Source organism: Pontibacillus yanchengensis, from assembly GCF_009856295.1.
GTDB classification, from domain to species: Bacteria; Bacillota; Bacilli; order Bacillales; family BH030062; genus Pontibacillus; species Pontibacillus yanchengensis_A.
The window spans coordinates 246,957-273,835 of record NZ_WMEU01000003.1 but is presented as its reverse complement, the minus strand read 5'-3'; the positions used below and the strand labels follow the sequence as shown (position 1 = coordinate 273,835).

17 protein-coding genes, 1 pseudogene and 1 riboswitch are annotated in these 26,879 nt (G+C 40.9%); of the genes and pseudogenes, 5 read left to right on the top strand and 13 right to left on the bottom strand.

Going from position 1 to position 26,879, the window contains the following annotated elements; all coding sequences use genetic code 11:
• Positions 1–54 precede the first annotated feature (54 nt).
• From GLW08_RS11280 to GLW08_RS11260, 6 genes and pseudogenes are all read right to left on the bottom strand, one after another.
• Positions 55–1,617 (bottom strand): ABC transporter substrate-binding protein, encoded by a 1,563-nt coding sequence (locus GLW08_RS11280; RefSeq protein WP_237458408.1) that lies wholly within the window; start codon positions 1,615–1,617, stop codon positions 55–57.
• Positions 1,614–2,696, bottom strand: a complete 1,083-nt coding sequence (locus tag GLW08_RS11275) for a serine hydrolase domain-containing protein (protein WP_160848751.1) — start codon at positions 2,694–2,696, stop codon at positions 1,614–1,616. Before GLW08_RS11275 ends, GLW08_RS11280 begins: the two co-directional genes overlap by 4 nt.
• Positions 2,697–2,698: 2 nt before the next feature.
• Positions 2,699–3,871: an anhydro-N-acetylmuramic acid kinase gene (locus tag GLW08_RS11270; protein WP_237458407.1), complete on the bottom strand. Its 1,173-nt coding sequence runs from the start codon at positions 3,869–3,871 to the stop codon at positions 2,699–2,701.
• A gap of 46 nt (positions 3,872–3,917) precedes the next feature.
• Entirely contained in the window at positions 3,918–4,841 is a 924-nt protein-coding gene (gene murQ / locus GLW08_RS11265) for an N-acetylmuramic acid 6-phosphate etherase (protein ID WP_202410164.1), read from the bottom strand.
• A 481-nt stretch (positions 4,842–5,322) separates the two neighbouring features.
• Positions 5,323–6,576 (bottom strand): exo-beta-N-acetylmuramidase NamZ family protein, encoded by a 1,254-nt coding sequence (locus tag GLW08_RS21905; protein ID WP_237458431.1) that lies wholly within the window; start codon positions 6,574–6,576, stop codon positions 5,323–5,325.
• A pseudogene (locus GLW08_RS11260) lies at positions 6,568–8,187 on the bottom strand (glycoside hydrolase family 3 protein); the annotation flags it as partial. The gene GLW08_RS21905 and the pseudogene GLW08_RS11260, both read right to left, overlap by 9 nt.
• 1,524 nt (positions 8,188–9,711) lie before the next feature.
• On the opposite strand from GLW08_RS11260, the gene GLW08_RS11255 reads away from it, so the two are divergent.
• A complete protein-coding gene (locus GLW08_RS11255) occupies positions 9,712–10,077 on the top strand; it encodes a hypothetical protein (protein WP_160848750.1) in 366 nt (121 codons plus the stop codon).
• A gap of 247 nt (positions 10,078–10,324) precedes the next feature.
• Here GLW08_RS11255 and GLW08_RS11250 read toward each other — a convergent pair whose 3' ends face one another.
• Positions 10,325–11,878, bottom strand: coding sequence for a purple acid phosphatase family protein (locus GLW08_RS11250; protein WP_160848749.1), 1,554 nt, complete (start codon positions 11,876–11,878; stop codon positions 10,325–10,327).
• A 265-nt stretch (positions 11,879–12,143) separates the two neighbouring features.
• Here GLW08_RS11250 and GLW08_RS11245 point away from each other — a divergent pair, with 265 nt between their 5' ends.
• The gene (locus GLW08_RS11245) at positions 12,144–12,353 is read left to right on the top strand and encodes a YuzF family protein (protein ID WP_160848748.1); all 210 of its coding nucleotides are present in this window, start codon (positions 12,144–12,146) and stop codon (positions 12,351–12,353) included.
• A gap of 41 nt (positions 12,354–12,394) precedes the next feature.
• Positions 12,395–13,285, top strand: coding sequence for a manganese catalase family protein (locus GLW08_RS11240; RefSeq protein WP_160848747.1), 891 nt, complete (start codon positions 12,395–12,397; stop codon positions 13,283–13,285).
• A gap of 190 nt (positions 13,286–13,475) precedes the next feature.
• Here GLW08_RS11240 and GLW08_RS11235 read toward each other — a convergent pair whose 3' ends face one another.
• The 3 genes from GLW08_RS11235 to GLW08_RS11225 form a co-directional block, all read right to left on the bottom strand.
• Entirely contained in the window at positions 13,476–15,107 is a 1,632-nt protein-coding gene (locus GLW08_RS11235) for a thiamine pyrophosphate-binding protein (RefSeq protein WP_160848746.1), read from the bottom strand.
• Between the two features lie 33 nt (positions 15,108–15,140).
• Positions 15,141–17,945: a bifunctional diguanylate cyclase/phosphodiesterase gene (locus GLW08_RS11230; protein WP_160848745.1), complete on the bottom strand. Its 2,805-nt coding sequence runs from the start codon at positions 17,943–17,945 to the stop codon at positions 15,141–15,143.
• 691 nt (positions 17,946–18,636) lie between these two features.
• Positions 18,637–18,867, bottom strand: coding sequence for a hypothetical protein (locus tag GLW08_RS11225; RefSeq protein WP_160848744.1), 231 nt, complete (start codon positions 18,865–18,867; stop codon positions 18,637–18,639).
• Between the two features lie 272 nt (positions 18,868–19,139).
• On the opposite strand from GLW08_RS11225, the gene GLW08_RS11220 reads away from it, so the two are divergent.
• On the top strand, positions 19,140–21,794 hold the full coding sequence (locus GLW08_RS11220) for a thermonuclease family protein (protein WP_160848743.1): 2,655 nt from the start codon (positions 19,140–19,142) through the stop codon (positions 21,792–21,794).
• Positions 21,795–22,010: 216 nt separating this feature from the next.
• Positions 22,011–22,102: riboswitch (cyclic di-GMP riboswitch) on the top strand.
• 114 nt (positions 22,103–22,216) lie between these two features.
• Positions 22,217–24,247 (top strand): methyl-accepting chemotaxis protein, encoded by a 2,031-nt coding sequence (locus GLW08_RS11215; RefSeq protein ID WP_160848742.1) that lies wholly within the window; start codon positions 22,217–22,219, stop codon positions 24,245–24,247.
• A 291-nt stretch (positions 24,248–24,538) separates the two neighbouring features.
• On the opposite strand, the gene GLW08_RS11210 is transcribed toward GLW08_RS11215, so the two are convergent.
• The 3 genes from GLW08_RS11210 to GLW08_RS11200 are packed head-to-tail and all read right to left on the bottom strand — an operon-like array spanning position 24,539 to position 26,692.
• Complete coding sequence (locus tag GLW08_RS11210; RefSeq protein ID WP_160848741.1) at positions 24,539–25,447, bottom strand: glycine betaine ABC transporter substrate-binding protein; 909 nt, start codon at positions 25,445–25,447, stop codon at positions 24,539–24,541.
• 27 nt (positions 25,448–25,474) lie between these two features.
• Entirely contained in the window at positions 25,475–26,137 is a 663-nt protein-coding gene (locus tag GLW08_RS11205; RefSeq protein ID WP_160848740.1) for a cysteine hydrolase family protein, read from the bottom strand.
• 6 nt (positions 26,138–26,143) lie between these two features.
• On the bottom strand, positions 26,144–26,692 hold the full coding sequence (locus GLW08_RS11200; protein WP_160848739.1) for a GbsR/MarR family transcriptional regulator: 549 nt from the start codon (positions 26,690–26,692) through the stop codon (positions 26,144–26,146).
• Between the last annotated feature and the right edge of the window lie 187 nt (positions 26,693–26,879).

The window sequence follows — 26,879 nt, the reverse complement described above, 5'->3', positions numbered from 1 at the left end:
ATTCACACCTTTAATGAAGAAGGGGATTTCGATGTGAAACCCCCTCCCTATAAATTATTGTTTAATAATCGTTTCATTAAAGTTCTCTGGTTCATTTGCTGAAGGTGTGTAATTTTCAACATTGTTACGAACGATAAAGAACTTCTTCGGAGAAACTAAGAACAGATTAGGAGATGTTTCAATTAATTTCTTCTGTGCTTCATTATAGATTTCCCGACGTTTTGCCGTATCCGTTGTGGTTCTACCTTTTTCAGATAAAGAATCAATTTTGTCATTAGAGAATCCCCAAACGTTTGCTGACCCATCCGTAGAGAAGAAGAAGGAAATGGAACGGTCAGGGTCAGAGCCTGAACTATTTCTACCTACTAACATCTCGTGATCTCCAGACTTCCATGTATCGATATATTGACCCCATTCAAGCTGCTTGATATCTGCTTTGATACCAATTTGTTCAAACTGTTGCTGTAGTAGCTGTGCGGTATCGACCATATCTGGATACGTAGATGCTGTCGAAATCACCGTTTCAAACCCGTCTTCGTAACCTGCTTCAGCTAATAACTTCTTCGCTTTCTCGATATCTTGCTGATAAAGCTCTTGGTCACTTACATCAATAGCCCATTTACCCATTGATTCAGGTATTGGTCCGGAAAGAATCGCATCGCCTTTCCATACAATATCTTTTACTTCTTGACGATTTACAGCTAAACTGATTGCTTGGCGAACCTTCTTATTATTAAATGGTTCTTTATCAACATTGAAACCTACATAACTATACTCAGTAGATTGATAGCCTTTCACTTCTAGGTCTTCATTTTTTTCAGCTAATGGAATCGATTGTGAGGATAGTGTTGTCAGGTGAACTTCACCCGTACGAATCGCTGCTAAACGAGCCGATTCATCCTTCATCGTAATGTAACGAATTCCATCTAGTTTAGGTTGACCTTCTTTATAATAATCTTCAAATTTAGAAAGCTCTACATAGTTATCCGGTTTCCACTCTTCAAATTTAAACGGCCCAGTACCAACTGCTACCTGCATAAGATCGCCGTTTTCTTCTACGACCTTTTTCGAGACAATCGCAGCATTCGTACTAGCTACATAGGATAAAAATGGCGCATACGTTTCGCTTAAGTTAAACTTAATTTTAGTAGGACTCATCACTTCGATGGACTCTACTTTGTCAAAATAAGACTTAGCAATGGAAGCTGTTTCTTCATCTAAAATACGTTCATAACTATATTTCACATCTTCTGCTGTCATTTTATCTCCGTTATGGAACGTTACACCTTCTCTGAGAGTAAAGATATATGTGGTATCATCTGGCTGCTCCCATTCTTTTGCAAGTTCAGGTTGTAGTTCCATATTTTCATCGAACGTTAGTAAACTATCATATACTTTTTCATAAATTCGAATGGAGGAGTGCGCTGGTACCTTATGGGGGTCGAGTCCTGCTGGTTCTTGGTCATTTCCTATTTTCAATAGTTGATTAGCGTCCTTACTATTTCCGCCGGAATCTGAATCTGAGTCCGAATCACTGGAAGCATTATTGTCGGAACATGCTGCCATCACCATAACTACAAGCAATAAAAGCGAAAATATCTTTATTTTTTTGGTCATGCTTTCATCTCCTTCATTTGATTTAATATCCGTTCGTGAAGCTGTCTTCGAAATCCATTAATCGACTCCGCCTTTTCTTGGTGAAGACGATTCGTCAATACCACACATACTAATTCTTCTTCTGGACAAATCCAAAGCGACGTACCCGTAAAACCTGTGTGTCCAAAGCCACTAGGGAACATGGAATCAAATTGCCATCCTAAGCCTCTTCCATTTCCTTGGTCTGTGCTTGCTTCTTGAACAAGCTCATTGGATAAAATAGGTCCTCCTTTTCTCCAATAAAGTTGCCCAATTTTGTCTAGATCCTTCGCAGTTGAAAACAAACCTGCATGTCCTGAAATGCCTTGAAAAAAGTAAAAACTATTCCCATCATTTACTTCTCCATGAATCCAGCTATCGTTTGATCGCCAACTAGAAAATTCAATATTTCGTTTCCTACACATGCCCTGTTCCGTTCTGTTACCCTTTTCTGTTGCAGCAATGGATGAAAGGGGAGCAACATGAAGTGGATGATAGGATAGTGTTTCTAAATGTAATGGTGCTACAATCTCGGTCTCAACAGCATGGTCAAGAGTCTTATTTGCTTGGTATTGAATAACCTCTCCTAAGAGCATGAAATTCAAATCACTATACACCATTCCTTGGACTGGTTCAGTTTGGAAAGCTATATCTTCCAATATTTCAAGTAAACTGGAATCGAAGCGACTATAAAAAGGGAACCATGCTGGTAAACCTGATTGATGAATCAACAAATCTCGTATGGTTACATTTGATAGTCTATTGGTTAAGTGGCTGTATGAGTGTATTTTTGGTAATGCGGTTCCAACCCTCTCATCAATGTTAACCTTCTTTTCAGAAGCAAGTTTTAAAATGAGAGTAGTCGTCACAACCTTTGTTAATGATGCTATATCAAAAAGGGTATTGGGTTTAACACTTGCCCGGGTTGAGTGACAAGCTGTGCCAAACGCCTTGTGATAAATGGTCTCTCCACTTTTGGAGATATGGCAAACAGCACCAGGGAATAAATCACTAGTGATTCCCTCTTCCATCACCTCATCTATACCTTTCCTATTGATCATATCTATTGTTCTCCTTCCGTTAAGGCGGAAGGTAATACAAGCTTGCCCATTGATACCTCTTTATTGGCACCTGTTGCGGAAGGCAAATGATTCGGATGTCCATGCAAATACTCATTTCCTAGGATGGCAAATGTGATAGCTTCTTTTGCATCACTAGAAAAATGGAGCTCATCTAAGGTTCTAACTGATTGACTGAGATTGTCCTGTAGCCCAGCCAATATCGTTTTGTTATGAACACCGCCACCAGCAACAATCAGTTCGTGTGTATCATATTGAGGATCTACTACCTTTTTTATATGATAGGAAATAGCTTGTACTGTATAGGCAGTAATGGTAGCGACTATATCTTCATATGCTAAACGTTTCTCTCGTCCTTCTTCATAAAGACGTTCAGCCATCTCCCAAGTGTAAAGCTCTCTACCTGTTGTTTTGGGGAGATCCATTTTTAAGTAGTAATCCTGATCTACAATTTCTTGCAACCACTTCTCATCAACCTGACCAGATGCGGCAATACTACCATTTTCATCAAAGATATTTTCTCCCTGTGAGCCAATCTGCACGACGGCGTCAATTAATACATTGCCTGGCCCTGTATCTAGAGCTAGTACACCTTTTTCTGAACCCGTTGCTTCTAAAACGGAAAGGTTACTAATCCCTCCTATGTTTACAAGGATCCTGCCTTTTGTTTCATCTCGAAAAAGAAGGTCATCTACAAATGGAACTAGCGGTGCTCCTTGGCCTCCTACTGCCATATCAGATGGTCGATAATCACCGATTGTTAAACATCCTGTTTGTTCAGCTATAACGGATAATTCTCCAATTTGAAAAGTAGCTGCATGGTCAGGCATGTGATAGATGGTTTGTCCATGAGAACTAATAAAGTCAACATCTGCTAATGTTAGATTTGCCTTTTCAGTAACAGCTACAGCTGCTTCTGCAAACTTCTTCCCCAGTTCAACGTTATACCGACAAATCTTATCGACAGTTGATTGATGTCGATCACATAAAGCTAATAATACTTGTCTTTCTTCTTGGCTATACGAAACACTTTCAAATGCTATGAGAGAAACCTTCGTTGTTCGACCAGCTCCCTCTATTTCCACAAGAGCTGCATCAATTCCATCCAATGATGTACCTGACATCAGACCAATAGCTAACCGTTTTTTCTTATCCAATACTTCGGTAAGTAATTGTAAAATAGTTTCCCCTCCTCTCCATCCATTAATTTGTGTTACTCCTATTGGGGTGGTGCTGATTAAGCGTGTGTGAGAAATGTTGGTTATTCTGTTCTAAAAGGTGGACAGCTTTTTCTGCATCCACATCTAACAAAATCATTAAGCAAGCTACTCTAACGTCTCCATTCGCTTGTTTACTAAAAAAAGCTGCTTCCTTCTCCGTGACATCGGTTAGCTCCTGAATAATTGAAATGGCACGTTTCCTAAGCTTTTCGTTAGATGCTTGAACATTGACCATAAGATTCCTATAAACTTTACCGAGCTTAATCATAACGGTAGTTGAAATCATGTTAAGGATCATTTTTTGCGAAGTTCCTGCTTTCAACCTTGTAGAACCTGTGACAATCTCCGGTCCAACTAACACTTCAATAGGGTAATCTACCAGCTTCGAAAGTGGTGAATTCGTATTGCAACTAATCGATGCAGTAGGAATATGTAATCTATTAGCTGCTTCTATAGCTCCTAACACATAGGGGGTTTTACCACTTGATGTAATTCCTATGACCATGTCTTTGCTGGAAACCGATTGTTTCACATCATTAGCTCCAGTTTCTTTGCTATCTTCAGCATCTTCTATGGGAAATCGTAAAGCTCGATCCCCTCCTGCAATCTTTCCGTTCACTAAATCATGAGGCACTCCAAATGTTGGCGGGCACTCCGATGCATCCAATACTCCTAATCGACCACTTGTCCCAGCTCCGAAATAAAATAATCTTCCTCCCTTTTGTAAGGTTTCTACGGCAACATCTATTACTTGTCGACTTTCAGGAAGAACTTGATGTATGTTTTCCGGAACTGTTTTATCCTCCTCGTTCATTAACTGGATAATGTCCATAGTCGAGAATTGGTGAAGCTGATCAGACTTATCATTACGCATTTCTGTGTTAAGGATTGAGCGGCTACTGGACAATGGTTCACCTCCCTTTTTAAAAATGGACTCACTATGTAAGCCTTTACATTGTTGTTTATTTTTCCAATCGAGATGGCTCCTTTTCTATTATGATGAACATGTATCACCATCCAGTTAAATTTGTTAAATACTTGTTTATTTTTCAGATAATTCTTATTAATTAAGAGTATAAAACATTGTTTCAGAAAATGATACCTTTTTTGTAATTTTGTTTTATTGATTTTGGGTATGGGGGTGGTGGATATTGGGCGGGTGTGCTGTGCGTGGGAGGTGTGGGGTGCTGAGCGGCGATTGCGAGCAAATTTTCCAGTTTCGGAGCAAAATTCTCGATTTGCGAGCAGAATTTCGAATTTTGGAGCAGAATTTTGATTTTGCGATCATTTTTTTAAATTTCCGAGCATCTGGGGTTTTGAGATGAGGGACCTGTCCCTCCATCCCACCATAAAAAAGAGCCCCGGCCAAGCCGGAGCTCTTTCCTCTCTTACTGATACAGCAAGTATTCTTCTCTTAGATCCATGAACTCTTCCAGTCCGCCTTGCCATTTTTCTTGCATCTCATCAACGGATTTACCGTTTTCGATGGCTTCTCTTACCCAGCCGTTTCCGATCAGGTAGTCGAAGAAGGAGACGCCGTTGCTGTTTTCTTCGCGGAATGCGAAGTCTTCAGGGTATAGGTCGTGAATGGTTTTCACGAGTGTCAGGCCTGTTTCGACGGCGTTGTATTCTTCTTTGTTGGTTACGTGTAACTCCACTCCGTGCACGAGTTCACCGCTGTGCTTGGAGAAGGATGGGGTAAAGGATGCAGCGCGGAAGTCAACGCCTGGTAGGTCGTAGCTTCCCATTTTGTCTGCTAGTTCTTTACTATTGATATACGGTGCTCCGATTAGCTCAAATGGTTTGGTTGTGCCGCGTCCTTCTGATACGTTCGTTCCTTCGATCAAAGCCGCTCCAGGGTAAACCAATGCCGTGTCTGTTGTTGGCATATTTGGAGATGGCATCACGAATTCTAAACCTGTATCTTTGTAATAATCATCGCGGTTCCAATTTTCCATCTCTACAACCGTTAAGTCTGCACCGATGTCGAATTCTTTGTTAAACATTTTTGCTAGTTCTCCAACCGTCATGCCGTGGCGTAGTGGGATTGGATATTTTCCGACGAAGGACTTGTAGTCTTCATCAAGAACTGGACCAGCCACTTTTTCACCACTTAACGGATTTGGGCGATCTAGTACAACGAATTCAATATCATTCTCTGCTGAAGCTTCCATGGCAAGCGCCATTGTGTAAATGTACGTATAGAAACGAGTTCCTACATCTTGAATATCAAACAATAACACTTCTACATCTTCAAGCATTTCTGGACTTGGTTTACGAGTTTCGCCGTATAGGCTATAAACTGGTAAGCCCGTCTGTTCATCTTCGTAAAATTCAACATATTCGCCAGCTTGAGCACTTCCACGAACTCCGTGCTCTGGGCCGTAAAGGGCAGTTAAGTTGACGTCTTCATCGTTATGCAGTAAATCCACAATGCTGTTCATGTCTTGATCCACACCGGTTGGATTTGTGATGAGACCTACTTTTTTCCCTTCAATCAATTCTTTTTTCTCATTTAAAAGTTGCTCGACGCCTAGTTTGAAATCCTGCTCGTTTTCTTCCTCATCTTCGCCTTCATCGTCACCTTCATCATCTCCACCTTCAACAGGATCGAAGGTTAGACCATGACCATAATCGTACATCGCACCTTCTCCATCCGTGTTTGGAATGGTAACAGGTAGTTCGCCTGTTGGTGCATTTTCGCCTACAAGTACTTTCGCTGTTGCTTCAAAGCTTGCATCGCGGAAACCATATTGGGCGATAAATGTGTCCACATCAGGATAAGCCATGATGTCATATGGATTTCGGATACCTACTCCAATAACGGATCCATCTGCTTCTTCCATGACTTTATCAACCATTTGCATTTGTGGACTGTCCTCTGCACGCGTTGAAACATTGTACGTGTACGTTCCAACCACAACATGATCCGCTTCTTTTATTTGTTGAAGCTGGTCATCAGATAATGCGTAGTCATCACCTAGCTCAATCACATCTGTGTTGTCATGTTCAGCTTTTACGGCTGAACCTAGATCACCTACGAACGACTTTCCGACAACGACTACTTTTTCGTTAGAATTAGTAATAGGTAGTACGTCTTCGTTTTTCACTAGCGTAATGGATTTTTCTGCTGCTTTTTGTTCAACAGCCTTGTGAGCCTCAGAGCCAACTACTTGTTTCGCATTCTCTACTTTCTTCTCAACCGATTCTGGTTGTTCACTCTTGATGATACCTTTTTCAATCTTCAATTCTAAAATACGCTCAACGGATGCATTGATGGATTTTTCTTTAATCTCACCTTTTTCAACCGCATCCACGAGGCCATTGAATACTTTTTCAATACCTACAGGCATAAGCACGATGTCTGTACCTGCTTTTACGGCGCGAACAGCTGCATCAACGGAACCGAAGTGCTCAGTGATGGCGTTCATGTTTAACGCGTCTGTGTAAATCACGCCATCATAGCCCATTTTTTCGCGCATCAGACCAGTTAGTACCTTTTTCGAAAGGGTTGCTGGTAAGGTAACTTCTTCTCCCGTTTTCTTAGAAGTAGCTGTGCTATCATCAATTTTCGGGAAGGTTACGTGTGCAGTCATAATCGCATCCACACCAGCATCCATCGCTTGTTGGAAAGGATATAGCTCAACGTCTTCAAGACGATCGATTCCATATGGTACTTCTGGCAATCCAATGTGCGAATCCGTTGCCGTATCTCCATGTCCCGGGAAGTGCTTCGCAGTTGCCGCAACCCCTGTACTTTGAACACCTTGGATGTAAGAAGTTCCTAGCTCAGCAACAAGCTCTGGATCTTCTCCAAAAGAACGAACCCCAATAACTGGGTTGTCAGGGTTGTTGTTTACGTCCATCACCGGCGCTAAGTTCATGTTAATACCTAGAGAGGAAAGCTCCTCGCCGATTGCCTGTCCGACATTGTATGTAATGTCTTCTGATCGAGTAGCTCCAAGTGCCATATTACCAGGGAAATCTGTTCCGGACTGAAGACGTGTTACAATACCGCCTTCTTGGTCAATTGTCGTCAACAGACCAAAACGCTCGGACGCATCCTGATAATCTGCCACAAGTTGTGTCGTTTGCTCTGTCGTTACCACGTTTTCACGGAACAAAATGACACCGCCAAGATGATAATTCTCCACCATTTTCTTGATTTCAGGTAGCATTTTCGTTACGTTTTCGCCGTCCCATTTACGGAAATCTGGCATCATCATTTGACCGACTTTTTCTTCTAAACTCATGTTCTTAACGGCCTGATCGACTAATTCATATTTCGTCCAGTCTTGCTCCACAACCTGATAAGCAACATCTTTCTTGCCTTCAGAATCCTTATCTGGCTTACCATGTAATGTAATACGATCCCAATGACCATTGCCATCGCTCACAACGATAAACGTACGTCCTGGTTTTCCATGGAAGGTCACCTTTCCGTCTTCATCTACCGTTGCAACATTTTTATTAGTGGACTTCCATGTAAGGTGATCTTCCGTCCACTTAAAATGCCCCTCATCATATACATTCAATGCTTTTAACTGAAGGGAACCTCCACTTATGTTTGTGTCGACCTGAGAAAGATTTTGATAAATGACTAGATCTTTAACGGAATCATCTGCCTTAGAATGATTCGCTGCGTGAACGGTTTGTGATTGAAATCCTGCCATCACTTGACTTACGAGTAAAATAAACACGAGTACACTTGCCCAAAACCCAGTTTTGTTTCGTTTCATACCTCCACTCCCCTTTTTAAAAATAAATACCATTAGCTCTCCCCGTTATTCATAGGTGTGGTGGTAGTCAAGGGTGTTTTACGGTAAGCTATAGAACAATCAATCGTACCTTTTCCGGCTTGCGTCTAGTTTGCCGCTTGCACCATTCCCTCATGCAAACAACTAGACCTTTCTCCATACTAGGAACTCTTTTTCACTAACAACGAACCTTCTTGAGGCATCCCTCCTTTTCGTCTAAAGCCTTTCTATTAGTTGAAAAGGCTTTCAATAACTCAAGCATACCTGTTCATAGATATAGATGTCTATACCAATAAAGTTTGATTTTACTAGACTCCATTCCTCATACAAAAGTTTCAAATTTCAACCATTTTCGCTATGTTTTGGTAAGTCAGGGAGGTGTCTGGTTTGATTTTCCTGCTTCTTTTATGACTAACAGACTAGTTGAACTACATTTTTTACCATTATATGACATGCAGCTCTGAAGAATTTTTCACAAAAGCCTTTACCCAAAATAGACTATTAAACTTGCAAAAAGCTATTTCCGTTTCACATTAAACCTCAAAGCAAATTTTACATAAAAGAACAAAAGCGCAAGCGACCGTTAAACGACGTACAAACTGCTGCCCACAGGACGTGGGTTGGTTCGATGTTGCTGCGTGACGCAGATAAAGGAAACACGAAGAACGCAAGCGATTCGATGTTGACTTATCGTAAGGAGGTGCAGGAAGTTTGCTAGTCGCTGGGCGCTGAAGCTGGACACAGCAAAAGCGCAGGCACCTTGTTCACCCGGACAGGCTTAAGCAAAGCCTCGCCGTGGCGATTTTTGCCACAGAGAGGATTTGCTTAAGATCCGAGGGGTGGGCGCTGAAGATAGACTCGTAAGCGCCAGAAACTTATGCTTTCTTTTCTTTCAAAAAGGGCGAATTTCGTGTTTTCTCTAACCAGCCTTCCACTAGTTCACGGAGAAAAAGGATTTGAAACGTACACCTGGTTCTTTTCGTAGAGATAATAGACTATCCATAAACTGGAGGCGTATATATGTATATTCTCTATGGCCTATTATTTTTAATTCCTTTCATTCTTGTCTTTGTAATCGGGAACTTTATATCTGTAAGCTATAAAATAAAAGACAGCCAACTTATATTCTCTCAATATTTTGGTGTCAATACGAACTACCTTCTTATACAAAATATTAAAGAAATATATGAAGTCGATTGGGGAAACGTACCAAAAAACGCTATACAAATTGGCAACCCTGGTAGGTATTATAGTGGACTAGTGTTCGTAATGAACAGCGGCCAACAATACTTGGTCCATATCGGTAATTGTGGAAAGTTACTAGATAAACTAAAAACCACTAATCCTGATATACGTATGAATATCTCTAAAACCTTTTTATATTGAATTCCAACATGTAAAAAGAAGACACTGTTCATTTACGAACAGTGTCTCATAAGTCTATATAGAGCTATTTATTGTTTAATATGAAGAATTTCATCTTTAGACAGGTAATATTCCTCAAATCATATGTATTTTTTCTCTCTAGCTTCTTTCTTTACAATTCAAGATAAACTTACTCGTAGACACCTTCAAAAAACACTCCTATTATATAAATAGAAGTGTTTTCTCACTTACTCATTTATTACTACCTCTACTCCACCTGAAACTCCGCGCGCACATTGTTTTTCAATGCCTTACCTGTCTCATTCGGTAGATTCTGATCAATCATCATATAATAGGTGCCTGGTTCATAAGGTTCCTTTGGTGTCACGGTTAACGTATTGCTATTTTCAACAGCAATACTAACGTCTACCTGCTCTGCATTGCTCTTTTTCACCTGTACGTGATCCGCTTTTAGTGCAGATCCATCTATGTTCGTATTTAGAGAGATCGACCACGTTTTCATCTGATCATTCGTAGCAAGGTTCTCGCCCCATTCCGTGAAGTTCATACCAGCGAATGGCTCTTCTTTTACCATCGTGAACGCATCTACTGTTTCCCCATCATTAGCGGTCACGTTGAACTGAAGTTCGTTTCCATCTACCGTCACACCTGAATAGATCTGCTTATCCTGATCAAATTTCACTTTCATCCAAGGCTGGTTACCCATCTCATAAAACTTCGGTCCAGCGCTGCCTCCAATAATGTAGGTCGTGCCTTTGTCTTGGGTCACTTTTTCGCCGTCATATAGAGGATAAGAGCGCATGTAGGCATGATCGTGACCACTCAATACAAGGTCTACTCCTGCTTCATCAAAAACTGGCGTCCATGCATGGCGTACATCTAAACTGGCTCGGTCAGGGTGACTGTGGTACGGCGAGCGGTGGAAAGAAACGATATTCCATTGCTTATCAGAAGCAGCCATATCCTGCTTCAGCCACTCCGCTTGCTTTTGCAAATCCCCTTCTGAATTGAGGACAGCAATATGAACGTTGCTGTAGTCGAAAGAGTACGCAAATTCTTTTTCGCCTTCAGGGCCATTTTCAGGCAGCTGGAACTGGGCAGCGAAATTTTTCTCACCTGTACCATACACGTCATGGTTGCCCATCGTCGGTACCATATTAATCGTCGGCAGTTGCTGCTGTGCGGCTTTGAACCAATTTTCCCAATGAATCTGCTCATCGCCTCGATCGACGATATCACCCGACAACAACATGAATCTAGCATTTGGATACTGGGTTAAAGCTTTATCAAAAATATCGCCCCAAATGCCGTATCCCCACGTCATGTTTGTAGAGGCTGCAGATTGCGTATCCGTCGTGAATAAAAACGTGAACGGCTTGTCTCCACCAGCTTCCGTTGTGAACGAAGCCGCATCACTCCAACCACCTTGTTGCCCACTTCCAACTCGATACATATAGGACGTGCCAGGCTCAAGAGCTGTTGCCTTCGCTTCATGTACCTGCATCGCTCCTTCATCCGACTCAAACGTAAAACTATCACCTGTGTTCTCTACCATTTCACTAGAATCAAAGCTTCCATCATAGTTTGACGTTTCCACGATTTGCACTACAGATTCCGTAACATCAGTGGATGTCCGCCATGTAAAATTTTGCGTCGTTTTCGGGCTATCAGTCCATGTTAGCGTCAGATGTTCTGGAGTTTCTCCACCAAGTGATTCTTCTGCTGCTTGTACTGTGTGATATGTAAAAAAAGTCCCCGCCACCATTACCGTTGCCATCATCATTACAAAAAATCGCTTCATTATGCTCCCCCTATGTTGTATGGATATTACCACTCTATCAAATAAACGTTAATAGAATATAAACATTCCAAAATTAGGGAAAATCGACCTATAGGAACGTAGCGCCAATTTTTTATGTTAAGAAGACGTGATACATGGTGTAGTGTCATGCTTCATCTTAACGATATAAACATCTCTGTGACTAAAAAAAAACAACTCGTCCACACAAATGATTTCCCCTGTTCGTACATATACATGGAAAAGATCATCCAAAGGGGGGACATACATGAATTCAAATATGCTGCAGAGTTTTTATGATCCTTATGTGTACCAGACGCTTCAGTCCGTTATGGGAAGTGAGGTGACGGTCCAGACAACGCAAGGTTCGATTAGGGGGACACTAACCAACGTGTTGCCAGATCACGTGGTCGTGGAGATGAATGATACGCCTTTTTTCATTCGAACTCAGCAAATTGTTTGGGTGTTTCCTTCTTAATGGACGTACCTTTTCTACAGACCGAATAAGGAGGGATGCTCGTGTTCAAACGAGAAAATCGTATTTTAGTGGAACTGCCTATTCCTGAGGTAGGCGACAAAAATGCCGCAGCAGCTGTGCAGGAACTTCTTGGTGGGAAATTCGGCGAGATGTCGACGTTAAACAATTACATGTTCCAGTCGTTTAATTTTCGAGGCAAAAAGAAGTTAAAGCCGTTTTATGATTTAGTAGCAAGTATAACAGCGGAAGAGATGGGCCATGTGGAGCTCGTCACGACTTCCATCAATCTTTTGACAAGGGATACTACCTATCCGGGAGCTCCGGATATCACTCCTCTGCAAAATGGACTGGATGCGCGAAATACGTATCAATTCATTTCGACTGCCCAAACGGCCCTTGTCGGAGATTCAATGGGGAAAGCTTGGACCGGGGATAACGTGTTCAACAGCGGTAATCTTGTACTCGATTTATTGCACAACTTCTTCCTAGAACTTGGCGCTAGAACGCATAAAATGCGCGTATATGAGATGACGGACCACCCTACCGCCCGAGAAATGATTGGCTATTTACTCGTTCGCGGCGGCGTGCATGTGTTGGCTTATGCGAAAGCGATTGAAATTGTTACAGGTGTCGATGTATCGAAAATGCTCCCAGTTCCAAATCTAGATAACTCCAAGTTCGATTACGCCAAAAAATACGAAGAACAAGGGTTAGACAATATTTTATATACGTTCAGTGACAATGATTACCGCGACATTAACCAGATTTGGAAAGGCACCAATCCAGAGTCAGGCCAACCGCTAAAAGTAGTCTATGGCTCTCCAAAAGGAGCCCCTGTCCCTGATTTAGATGACCTCCCAGAACAATTCGCCCCTGGAATCGATGCAGATGACTATAGAAAAATAGCAAAAAAATTGATGGAAAATCTATAACAGTACTACATAACTCTCACACTTATGTGGGAGTTGTTTTTCTTTCAGCGGATATTGGATACCATTCATAGCAAAAAAGAACATCTGCTATTGATGGAGAATACATTACCCTATTAACGCAGTGGGGGGCTGGAACCATTATCGTACAAAAAAAGATGACCCATCTCTGGATCATCTTTTCTCACATATTCTATTTCCCAAATGATGATAAGAATTTCACGCGGTCGCCCATTGGTGGGATGTTGGAATCTACTAGGGAAACCTCAAGGACAGCTGGGCCGTCTTGGTTGCGAAGGTCATTGACGAGTTCTGGAGTGAGCTCGTGTAGGTCTTCGATGCGTGTGCTCTGGACGCCTGCTGCTTTTGCCATAGCGGCAATGTCGACTGGGTCTTGTTCTAGGCGTTCATGAGAGCGTTTATATTGCAACGTGTGACCATGATATACCATGCCTAGACGAGCATTGTTCAACACGACAAATAGAACGTTCATGTTGTATTCTTTCGCTGTCAGCATTTCCATTCCATGCATGAAGAAACAACCATCCCCCGTAATACACGTTACCGGACGCTCTGGTTCAGCTAGGTGAGAACCGATAGCTCCACCGATGGCGCTTCCCATGGCACCAAAGTGTACATTGATATCGAACGTATTTGGCTCAAACACATCCATATGATGGACCACATACGCCATGAATTCCCCGATATCAATAGTATAGCGATTTGATACAGGCAGAATTTGTTGCAAGGCATGCAGTACATTCTGTGTATTGTATTCTTCCGTAGGCGTGGCAAAAGAGCGACTAGGCTCATAGGTCGTGCGAGAAAGCCCCATGGATTCTAGTTGAGCATTTAACATCCGGAGACCAGGCTGAATATCACTTTTTAGCGGAATGTCTACTTCATATTTTCGATTGAAGACACTTTCATCAAAATCCATCTGAATCACATATCGATCTTTTGCTAGATTGGTATTGTAATTATTGGTTGCCGTTTCCCCTAAACTCGATCCAATCACAAATAACGTTTTTCCTTCGCCGTCATTCATAAGCTGGGAAGCATTTTCGTGACCTGCAAACCCAAATATCCCTGCAAACAACGGATGGTCGTCTGGTATGTATCCTTTCGCTTGCGGTGTTGTGATGATTGGCCAATCCAGTAATTCAGCAAGCTCAATTACTTGCTCCGAAGCACCTCTAATCCCTTGTCCAACAAAAAGATATCCTGTTTCCTTTTCAATCAATTGCTGTGCTGTATGCTTGATTGTATCCTCAGTCGGAATCGTGTCTTCTTTTTGTGGAAAATCAGGGATGAGCTGCTCTGTTACTTTTTCAAGCTGAACATCAATCGGAAGTGCTACGTGGACAGGACCTGGCACGCCACTTAGTGCAATTTCCACAGCCTTCACTACCTCACCTAAAAGATCTTCCGCTTTTTGCACGGTTACGCTATATTTTGTAATCGAATCATAGACAGGTTTAGCGTCTAATTCTTGTGAAGCATTCAAGCCCATCGTTGGTACTGGTACAGCTCCTGTAAAAAATAACACCGGTAAATGCTCCCGCATCGCATTGGCAGCTCCAGAAACGAGGTTCGTTCCACCAGGCCCACTACTTCCAATACATACACTCAGCGAATTGGAATACTTGGCATAGGAACAAGCCATGTAGGACGCTGCGCCTTCATGCTTTGTAATAATCGGCGTGATTTCCGGAATTTCATATAGTTCATCAAACATCGCATTAACAGAACCAGCAGGAATACCAAATATGTACTCCACGCCACCTTTTTTCAAATAATCCAATACAGCTCTTGTCGCTTTCATTATTGAACTCCCCCTTTAATAGATGAGTAGATATTACTCATCAACATTGTTCAAATACTTCTGTTCAAATTCATCAGCAGGTATAGGCTTACTAAAATAGTACCCTTGTAGAAAATCACATTCCTTCGACGTTAGGAAATCCAACTGCTCCTTCGTCTCTACCCCCTCAGCAATCACCTTCAAATCAAGGTTATGAGCCAAGGTGATGATGGTATGGGTAATCGCTTCATTATTGGTATTTTCCAGTACGTCCGCTACAAATGATTTATCGATTTTAAGCGTGCTAATTGGAAAGTTTTTTAAATAACCGAGGGATGAATACCCTGTTCCGAAATCATCAATGGAAATTTGAATACCTAACTCCTTCAACTCTTCCATCGTCTTAATGGTTTCATCTGTATTTTGAATAATAATATTTTCGGTGAGTTCTAGCTCTAAATGGCTTGGATCAACACCACTATCCTTAAGTGCATCCTTTACAGCGGAAACAAGATTGCGTTGCTTAAATTGTCGCGCCGAAAGGTTTACTGCTACTGATAAATCAGCATAACCTTGAGATTCCCATTCTTTTATTTGGTAGCAGGCATGTTGTAACACCCATTCTCCAATAGGGATAATTAAACCGGTTTCCTCTGCAATAGGGATGAATTCTCCGGGTGAGATCATTCCCATTGTCGGATGCTCCCAACGAATGAGCGCCTCCACACCAACCAAACGATGAGTATGGGCTTCCATTTGAGGCTGATAAAAAATACAAAATTCGTCATTACTTAACGCTTTGTATAAGGCATTTTCGATTTTGACGTTTTCGATCGTATTGAAATCCATTTCCTTCGTATAAAATTGATACTTATTCCCAGACAATTCCTTCGACTTGTACATCGCCGTATCGGCATTTTTTATCAACACCTCAGGGTCTTCACTATCATGCGGGTACACGCTTATCCCAATACTGGTAGATGCAAACACTTCCATTCCATTTAAATCAAATGGCTTTGCAAATGAATGCAGAATCCGTTCTGAGATGCTTTCAATTTCTTCGTGATACTGAACATTCGGCAGGATAATCGTAAATTCATCCCCACCTTGACGAGAAACGGTATCCACTTTTCGAACACTATCGGACACGCGCTGTGCGACTTGCTCCAGTAACAAGTCTCCATAACTATGTCCAAACGTATCATTGATGTTCTTAAAACGGTCTAAATCGAGGAATAAAACAGCAAGCTGCTCTTTATGTAATTGGGCATAATTAATCGCTTGCTCAAGACGATCCTTGAGAAGCACACGGTTTGGAAGGTTCGTCACACTATCATAATAAGCGTGATACTTCACTTTTTCCTCCATTTGCTTACGGAAGGTGATGTCCTTAAAGGTGACAACAAAGCCCCCTTCTTCCCTGTCCCCACGAATAGGTGCAACAATATATTCGACCGGGAATTCGGACCCATCTTGCCTAAAGAACTTCTCATCCGATTCAAAATGTTCCATGGAAGCGATTGTTTCAATATGATTATCTTCAAAGCTTGCTTGGTCAGGAAAACGGTAAAAAATGTGGGCATAATGTTGACCAATTAATTCTTCCTTACGCTCATACCCTAACAAATTTGATGCTGCTGGATTACAGAACGTGATGGTCCCTTCATTATCGAGGCCAAAAATCCCTTCCCCAGCCGAATTTAAAATCATTTCATTCTCTCGACTTAGTCGCTGTAATTCATGAACAACTTCACTTAACTCCTCATTCTTACTCTGCAATTCTGACGTTCGCTCTTCAATGATCTCCTCTTGTTTTTCCATATACAAAAGGTTGGCTAATACAGAAGCAGTTGTATCAACAATCGACTGCGCTAATTGAAGGTCTGAATCCTGATAAACGTGACCCGCTTCATTTAAATTCACAACAGCAATGGTACCTAACACAGACCCCATCGACCGAAGTGGCATCATGAGGACCCCTTTAATCCCAAACTCTCTACAAGCCTTATGACTAGGACGATGATCTTGAGACACATCACTGATGTAGACGGATTTTTTCGATTGAATCACTTCCTGAAAGACTTGATCATTACTGAAATCAACCTGTACTTTCTCATGGGTCTCCTTCCAATCTTTTTCAGTCCAATCACTATGGTGACTCAATTTAGCGGGCTTAATTTTTTTATCGGCAATTGGATCCAAAAGGTGAGCCCCAATATTCGGATTTTCCAAAATTTGTCCCACATAATGAAAACATTTATCCAACACTTCTTGTATCGTAGAGGATAAAGACAGCTCCCTTGTCACATCTAATAAAAGCTGCTTATCAGATAATAACTTTTCCTTCCGGGTTAACGTTTCAGCGTTTCGAATCGCCACCGCTGCCATGTTTACGTACGCTTCTACTGTCTGAATCTCTGTGTCTGTTAAATCCATAGGAATGCCATAATCGAACAAAAACACAAGCCCGTACAATTCCTCGGCATAGGAAATTGGCGTGACTAATAAAGACTTAATTTCAAATGCGTTCACAGCATTTTGATCTGGCCGATGATCCCTTGCTGTGTCAGCAATATAAACCGATTTCTGCGTCTTTATAACCTCTTTCGCCAGGGGATCTTCTTTTGGATCAACTACATGCATATCAAGCGTCATCCCATTAAGGACTTCAGGCTTTCCGACATATCCTCTATACGTCCCATCTCCCTCCGGCAAATAAATGCCAACGGAATCACAGGAAACGATCTCCTCTGATATAGCTGTGACGACATGCTGAAGCACTTCACGTAGTTCTAATTTGGTGTTTATCATTTTTGTTAAGTTTGCTAGACGTGAATACCTAGAATGTTCATTAGACATATGTACCCCCCTAAAAAGATGTAATTCGTATGAAGACGTAGGTAAACTACAGAAAAGCGCAAGCGCCCTGGTAGCGACGTATATGCTGCAGCCTACATATCGACCGGAGGTGAGGGGAGCATACTAGTTGCTGGGCGCTGGAGCTAGACATGTAAGAACCACTACTGCTACGTCTTTAATCAATCTAAATAAATATAATTCGACAGAAAACGAGGTAAACCCTACAAAAAGCTAAAAAATAAGTCTTAAGTCATTGGTAATTGTAATTATTTGGTCTCATATGATTTCCACTAGAACAAAAGTGCAAGCGCCCGTTTAGCGACGTACAAACTGGACGGCTCCGTATGAGATAAAGAAAACACGGGGAGCGCAAGCGACCCGATGTTGACTTATCGTAAGGAGGTGCAGGAAGTTTGCTAGTCGCTGGGCGCTGGAACTAGACGGAACAAAAGTGCAAGCGCCCGTTTAGTGACATACAAACTGGACGGCTCCGTATGAGATAAAGGAAACACGAGGAGCGCAAGCGACCCGATGTTGACTTATCGTAAGGAGGTGCAGGAAGTTTGCTAGTCGCTGGGCGCTGGAACTAGACGTGGACACATCACTTTTTCCGTTATACACAAGCATTGAATGTTATACACTAAGCGATAAAAAACCAGGTCATATCCAGACCTGGATTCCTATCTTATGCCTATTTCGTCATCATAAACAACAAACCTAGCACACCTAATAAACTGACCCCCGCAGAAATCATCCCAGCCGTATAAGCAACCCAACCAGACATAACAATTAACGCAATCATTCCAACAACACTCATTACGAGTCCAATCCCGTAAAAAACTTTTCGTGCCGCAGAACCTTTTACTTGACTTGTTAAAGCTAATGTACTTAGAAAAAAGATCACATTCAACACTACTGCCATTATGTAAAACTCCTTTAATCTTCAACGTTCACGTTTGCTTAGTATGTACCTTAATGAATGATGGATTCCAACTTCTATCTTATAATTAATTCTTTCACATGAGAACAAGGAAACATAAAAAAGTTTAGTTGAGTACCATAACAAGTAAAAAATCATAGTATTTTTTTACCAAAAATTAATTTTCACCAGAAACTTACAATAGATAAACAAAACCTTACAAATTTTCCTTTATAATGAATGTAAATTGTTAATTAATGGGAGGTATGAAAAGTATGAGAAGAGCTTTTTCACTTTTATTGTCGTTTTTAGTTGGTTTAAGTATGTTAGCGATTGCTAACCCAGTCCAAGCCGAGACAAACAGTTCTTTAATCTTTTCCGAGTACGTGGAAGGAAGTGGCTACAACAAAGCAATCGAACTTTACAATGGAACAGGCGAGCCAATCGATTTACCAGATTATACTGTTGTTTCCTTTACAAATGGCGCATCTCAAGATCCAGGTGACGGCTACGCAAATGAGCTAAACCTTTCAGGAACACTTGAAGATGGTGAAGTTTATGTGATTGCACACTCCGATGCGGACCAAGCCATTCTAGATCAAGCTGACGTTACAGGGAGCAGTTACTTTTATGAATTTAATGGTGATGATGCTGTTGTCCTTTTCCAAAACTATGACGAAAGTACAAGACAAGGTACAGTGGTGGACTCCATTGGTAAAGTTGGAGAAGATCCTGGTGATGGATGGACGGAGAACGCTACATCGACTAAAGATACCACGTTAGTACGTAAGGAGACAGTTCTTGCTGGTGACACAGACGTTACTGATGCTTACGATCCTACCGATGAATGGATTGCTTTACCTAAAGACACTTTTTCAAACCTTGGAAAATATGAGTCCGTACAGCCTCCTGAGCCAAAGGATGAATATACAGCTACAGTTGAGAGAGTTGTAGACGGGGATACAATTAAGATTGAATCATCCATTCTGGGAGCAGACACCGTAAGATACTTAAACATCGACACTCCTGAAACGTATCATATGGATTCATATGACTCCTCTTTGATTACAACCAATCCAAATCACTCACAAAAATATCACGGTGTACAAGCTACAGAACACCTACAAACATTACTACAACCAGGCGATGAGGTAACCCTTGATGTTAGTGAAAAAGTGACGGACGATTACGGACGTTTGCTTGCAGAAGTCATACGTACGTCTGACGGACTGAATACGAACCTAAATATGGTTGAAAAGGGCTATGCTGTAACGTATTTCATCGCCCCAATTGGCAGCGAGGAAACCTACCAAATGTACCAACAAGCTGCAAAAACTGCCCAGGCTAATAATTTTGGAATCTGGAGCGAAGAAACTCCTTTACTTGAATTACCCTTTGAATTCCGTGCACGTTACGATCAAAAAGGCTACTCAAAATATGTAGGTAATTCAGAGACAAATCAATATGTAAGACCTGCAAATTGGGAGCAAGTACCGGTGGAGAATCGTATTTTCTTCTGGACAGAACAAGAAGCTATTCAAGCCGGATATGAGCCAGCATTTGAACGTGGCAATAAGATTGCCGATGCCCGCTATGCGCCAGAAGGGTCCAACGTTGCTGTTCAAGGAACGGTCATTGCAAAAGACGACAAAAACTACTATATCCAAGACGACACCGCAGGGATTGTTGTACGTACGGACGCAGTTAATGCATCCATTGGTGATGTCATTCGAGCTTCAGGAAATACAGAGGAGTATTATGGACTCCTTCAGGTCGTAACAGATGATGTGACCATTGTAGAAGAAAACGCTCGTGAACTGGAACCTAAATTAATCGATGCTAACGACTTAGGTGAATCACTCGAAAGTCAACTCGTATCGTTACAAACCGTTTCGGTCGAGTCTGTAGATAAGTACAATGATTTTCAAGCAAACGATAAAAGTGGTTCCTTTGTAATCAATTCGGATGAAAACCTACTAGAAGTGGGCACAACCTATGACACTATTACTGGGTATGTAACATACAGCTTTGGTCAATATAAAGTAGTTCCACGTTCTGCGGATGATATTGTAAAAGACATTCCTGCCGTCTCTATTCAGGAAGCTCGAGAATCTACTATTGGGAGCCGGGTTAACATAGAAGGAATCGTAACAGCGGCTTTCCCAACTGGCGGGAAGATCAATTATTATGTACAAGACGAAACAGCAGGCATCGTCGTACGAGCGGAAGACCTTGGCGCTAATGTTGGTGACCGCATTCAGGCTAAAGCAGTAACAGAAGAATATTTTGACCTATTACAACTTCAACCTTCCGAACAAAATGCTACAATCATCGAAAAAGATGTAGGCATTCCACAAGCTAAACCCATTACATCAAACGAGTTCTCCGAAGAACTGGAAGGTCAATTGGTTAAAATAAACCTAGCGGAAGTAACGGATGTTGATGCGTTCCATAACTACACCGCCCAAGATGAACAAGGCACTTTTGTCATTGATTCCGATAATGACTTGGTTGAGATAGATAAAGTATATGAATCTATTACCGGTGTCCTTACCTATAACTACGATGAATATAAAATCATGCCCCGCTCTGCTGAAGATGTTGTTGCACTCAATCTATTCGAAGATCATTTAGACGGATCTATGACTCTAGAGAACGTAGCCACTCAACTAGTAGAACTAGAAGCAATGTTCGGTTCTGACAAAGTTGGTAAGCTTTTAGATGAGCAACTATCATCATTTATAACTACAAACGGTAACACAAGCCAGCACATCGACTCTACCGTTCACCATATTTTAAAATCTATGCAAAAGATGAATAACGATAAAGAGGAAAAAGAGATGAAGAAGATTGAACATGAGTTAGAGAAGATTATGAAGAAAGATGAGAAGAGTAATGGTAAGAAGGATAAAGGTAACAAAGCAGCATAGAAAATAGGTAAAAAAGTAAGCCTCTCAAGTATGAACTACTTGAGAGGCTTTTTTTAGGGTTATTCATCTATTCTCAGTAAAGAAAAACAAACTAAATAATTCCTATAATGATTTAATAAAATGATTCTTTATGCCGATACAAATATAGACAAAGTTTCATTCATCCGTTTCACACGAGAAGTTAGTGTAATTTTTCTTTAAATACCATCTTTCTTCATACCAAAGTGGCAAACTTAGCGAAAGATAGGGGCGCAAAGCTATGGGCCTACCGTATTGCATTGTAATACCAAGGCAGCCGTGCTCCCGAAATGGTACTAATCCATACACCGTTCTTCGGTGATTTTTTATGTATGAGAATAGAAATGGATCTAAAATGACGTGTGAGCCAGGACGGGTTTTTTATTACAGGGGGAATTCAGGAAATGAAGAAGAAGACAAACAAGAAACGGTTCAGCAAAACTCCAGGGAGCTTTTTTAATAAGACGATTCAGCGACAAATCTTACTCCCTTTTCTTATCTTAATTATGGTTGGAGGCTTAATCATCGCTGGTGTCAGCTACACATTTAGTGTTTCGCAAACTACCGATGAGCTAGTCAACAACGTAGAACAACAGATGGCAAGTTTAAATGACTCATTTGATACATATTTTCAAACACAAGAACAAGTTGTACAAAACTTAGCGAACTCTCGTAAACTACAAAACTTTGAACATTTCAAAGAAGAAATGCTTCTCAATTTTGTAGACATGGATAACATGAATGATTCCATTACCAATATTTATTATGGACAGGAAAACAACGGGGACATCGTCATGTCGGCCTCTGTCAATCTATCATCTGATTTTGACCCAAGGGAACGACCTTGGTACAAATCAGCAGTTGAACAACAAGGGGAAGTCATATGGACAGAGCCATACCGTACTGAAGGGTCTGATGAACTACTCATTAGTGCAGCCCAAACGGTCATGCAAAATGGTGAACTGCAGGGAGTCGTATCAGTGGATATTAACCTTGACTCTTTGGTATCCACTATCAATAACATCAAAATTGGTGATGCAGGATACGCAGCCATCCTAGATAAAAATGGGGTGTTTTTATCTCATCCAAATGAATCCAATATCGGCAAAAACGTTTCAGATGCCGGTTACTATAAGGACTTAATTGCTCAAAATCAAGATAACGGCATTGTAGAATATGAGCTAGAAGGCGAACAAAAAGCTATGGGGTATGCTGTGAACAAACGCTCTGACCTCATCATCATTGGATCTGTTTACAAGTCAGAATTTGCAGAAAAAGCAACACCTATTTTGATTCCAATTGGTATTAGCTTGCTAGGTGTTATCCTTCTGTCCATTCTTGCATCTACTATCATCACTAGAAGACTTACAAAACCTATTAAGAACTTGCAAGCAAAGATGAAAGAAGTAGAAGAAGGAAATCTACAAGTTACGCTCGCACAGTCAGGACATAACGAAATAAGCCAACTTTCAAGATCCGTAGATGAAATGAAAGAAAGCTTGCGCTCGCTCATTCAAAATGTAGGTGGTGCAGCCCACTCGGTATCCAGTCAGAGTGAAGAGCTTACTCAATCTGCAAATGAGGTGCGAGAAGGTAGTTTACAAATAGCGTCTACCATGACTGAGCTTTCCTCAGGTGCGGAATCCCAGGCGAATAGTTCTTCTCAGTTATCTGAAATGATGGAAGATTTCACAACAAAAATTCAACACGCTCATCAAGGTGGCATCGAGGTTGCTAACGCTTCAGAGGAAGTACTGTCTATGACAGAAGAAGGCAGTGAGATGATGAATCGCTCTGTAGAACAAATGATGACCATCGATGCCATCGTCAAAGAAGCAGCGGAAAAAGTACAAGGATTGGATAAACAGTCGCAAGAAATCACCAAGCTCGTTGAAGTCATTCGCGATATTGCTGAGCAAACAAACCTGCTATCTTTAAACGCAGCTATTGAAGCAGCTCGAGCTGGCGAACATGGAAAAGGGTTTGCAGTTGTTGCAGATGAAGTTCGTAAACTAGCAGAACAAGTATCGTCATCCGTTGGGGATATTACGACTATCGTACAAAATATCCAAAACGAGTCCAATGTCGTTGCAAACTCTCTTCAAGACGGATACAAAGAAGTCGATGAAGGCTCCAAACAAATAAAAGCCACAGGCGAATCCTTCAATCAAATCAATCAATCTGTTTCGGAAATGGTACAGCGCATTCATACGATTTCTGGTAATCTTAACGAGATCTCCGAAAACAGCACGAAAATGAATCAATCCATTGAAGAAATCGCAGCCGTATCAGAAGAATCAGCAGCCGGGGTCGAACAAGCTGCAGCCTCAGCCCAACAATCAAGCAGTTCCATGGAAGAAGTCTCCTCTAGCATTAAAGACCTAGCGGAATTAGCCCAGGATCTGCAGGAGCAAGTGGAAAAGTATAAAGTGTAAAACAAAAGCGCAAGCGCCCGTTTAGGACGTACAAACTGCGGCCTATAGGACGTAGGTTGGTTCGATGTTGCTACGTGACGTAGCGATTTTAATCGAACTGCCTTTAAAATTCTTTTAAGATAAAGGAAACACGAAGAGCGCTAGCGATTCGATGTTGACTTATCGTAAGGAGGAGCAGGAAGTTTGCTGGGCGCTGGAGTTGGACGTGGCTTATAAAAGCGCAATAAAAGGTGCCTGCCCCCCCACTGCCGTAATGCTTTAAAGCAGCGGGGGCAGGCACCAAATTTTTAATTAGGATTCCTCTGCCGACTCGAGCATGTTATTCACTTTCTCTTGATGATTGTTAATCCATTGTTCAGCTAATTTCTCAAACGACGTTCCATCCTCCTCATACTTTAACATCATTTCTTCTAATTCACTTACTTTGATACCCCATTCTGATAAAATCTTGTAGGCTTTTGGATGGTCTTTTTCTAAACCTTTATAAGACAGAACGTAAACATTATCCTTTTTGAAATTCTCTTTAGAGTCTTCCAGGAATTTTAAGTCATATTTCGCAAACATAGAGTGAGGTCTCCATCCAGTGATGATAATAGGTTCTTCTTTTTCAATTGCATCATCTAAAGTAGCTATCATCGTAGCCTCACCAGATTTTATCAATTCATAATTCTCTAGTCCGTAATCATTTATAACCTGTTTAGAAATTTCTACAATTCCCGCTCCAGCTGCAATGGTAACAACACGTTCGTCGAATTTAGATGCCTTCCCCTTTAAATCTTTAATAGTGCTCTCCTCAACATATTCCGGAACAACCCAACCTAATGGGACGTCTTCATAGCTAGTTGCAACCTTTTGTAAGTCATCTTTATACTTTGACCAAAGTTCCGCTTCTGTATGTGGGAGCCAAGCATCCATAAAGAAGTCGATTTCTTTATTCTGGAGTCCCTTGAAAATCAATGGCTGACTAATTTGCTTCGTTTCTACTTTATAACCTGCTTTTTCTAGTATTTGTTTAGAAATCTGAGTTGGTAGAAGTGTGCTTGTCCAAGTCGTTTCCCCAAATACAATTGTTTCATCCTTAGAATCTTCTTTTTTATCAGAAGATGTTGATGATTGAGCATCTTCTCCACTTGAATTACATGCTGTTAGTAGTAATACTAATAGCAATAATACTCCAGTAAGCAGTTTCTTTGTAGACATAAAAGCTCCTCCTTATGTAAATTCAATCTATCTCTCATCCAATTTAGAGTATATCTCCCTCATACTTTCGGGAGTAAACTGCATAGAATCTGGTGCTGAAGCTTCCCAGAATGTATGCTCCTTACCATTTAAATGTTTTATAAGTTCATCAGTATTGTAGATTTTCATATCATATACCCAGTTGGCCATAATTAATATAGAAGACATATGAGCTCCCTCATTTGAGGTTCCACAAATGTCTTTCACGAGATTAACTTGGTAGTCACGAAAATAAGCATCAAACACAGAAGTCATTAGGCAACCATCCGTTACCAAGCCACCTATAATTAGATTTTCGATATTCATACTGCGAAGATATAAATCTAAATTAGTTTCATAAAATGCGCTCCATCGATGTTTATCTATAATAATATCGTTCGTGTCAGGCTTTATCTCATCAAAAATTTCTATATCCTCTGTATCAGTAGAATAATAGAAAGGGGTAAGGTTATCTTTTAAAGGCTCCCCATTAGACAAACCAACTTGATCTGCTCGATTTATTTGTCTCGTATAAATAATAGGTAGATTATGCTCCCTAGCTTCAGCAACTAAATTACTAGTGTTTGAGATGACCTCTTCTAGTCCATTAATTCCAAACTGACTTTCTTTTTGTAAATCAATTAACACAACTGCAGTTTTACTCCACTCCAAAGCTCATTACTCCTTTTTGTCCTGTTCATTTATTGGAAAACAATTGAAAATCTCTCCAGATTCCATCGCATTAGCTAATCGCATGGTCCATTCAAAATATTCCAATGATTTATTCAAATTTTCTAAGTCCTTTTGCGCTACTTCCTTAGCTTCTTGGGATTCAGAATTCTCAGCAAGTTCTTTAAATACAGGCTTTGCTTGTTCATTTGCTTTCATAAATAGACTTCTTTCTTGCCGAAGCATCTTTACAAAGAAGTTTAAAAAATTCCTCATAAAGTCTTTCTCCGCAATAAAATGGTCCCTTCGATCACCTTTTTTCCACACTTTAATGACCATTTCTGTTTCAAGAAGGTCCCTCATCCCATTACTCACACTGGCCTTACTCATCGCTACTTCGTCTTTAATATCATCCAAAGCCATAGGTTCATTAGCAAAATATAAAACACCATATATTCTTCCTACAGAAGGTGTAACACCGTAAATAACCATGGTTTGGGCTATCGCACTAATCATAATGTCTCTTGCCTCTTCTAGGGACTCGAGTTCCTTTGACATAAAAGCAACACCTCCATCAACTTTGTATAAATTATTCAATTCGTTTAATTTGTCTTAAATGAATTGAACAATTTATATAATATCGGGTTTGGCATCTTCTGTCAACACACAAAAAAAGCGCCTGTTTCTCTACGTTAGTGTAAAACATAGAGAAACAGGCACTTTACTTATATGTAGAGGATGCTAG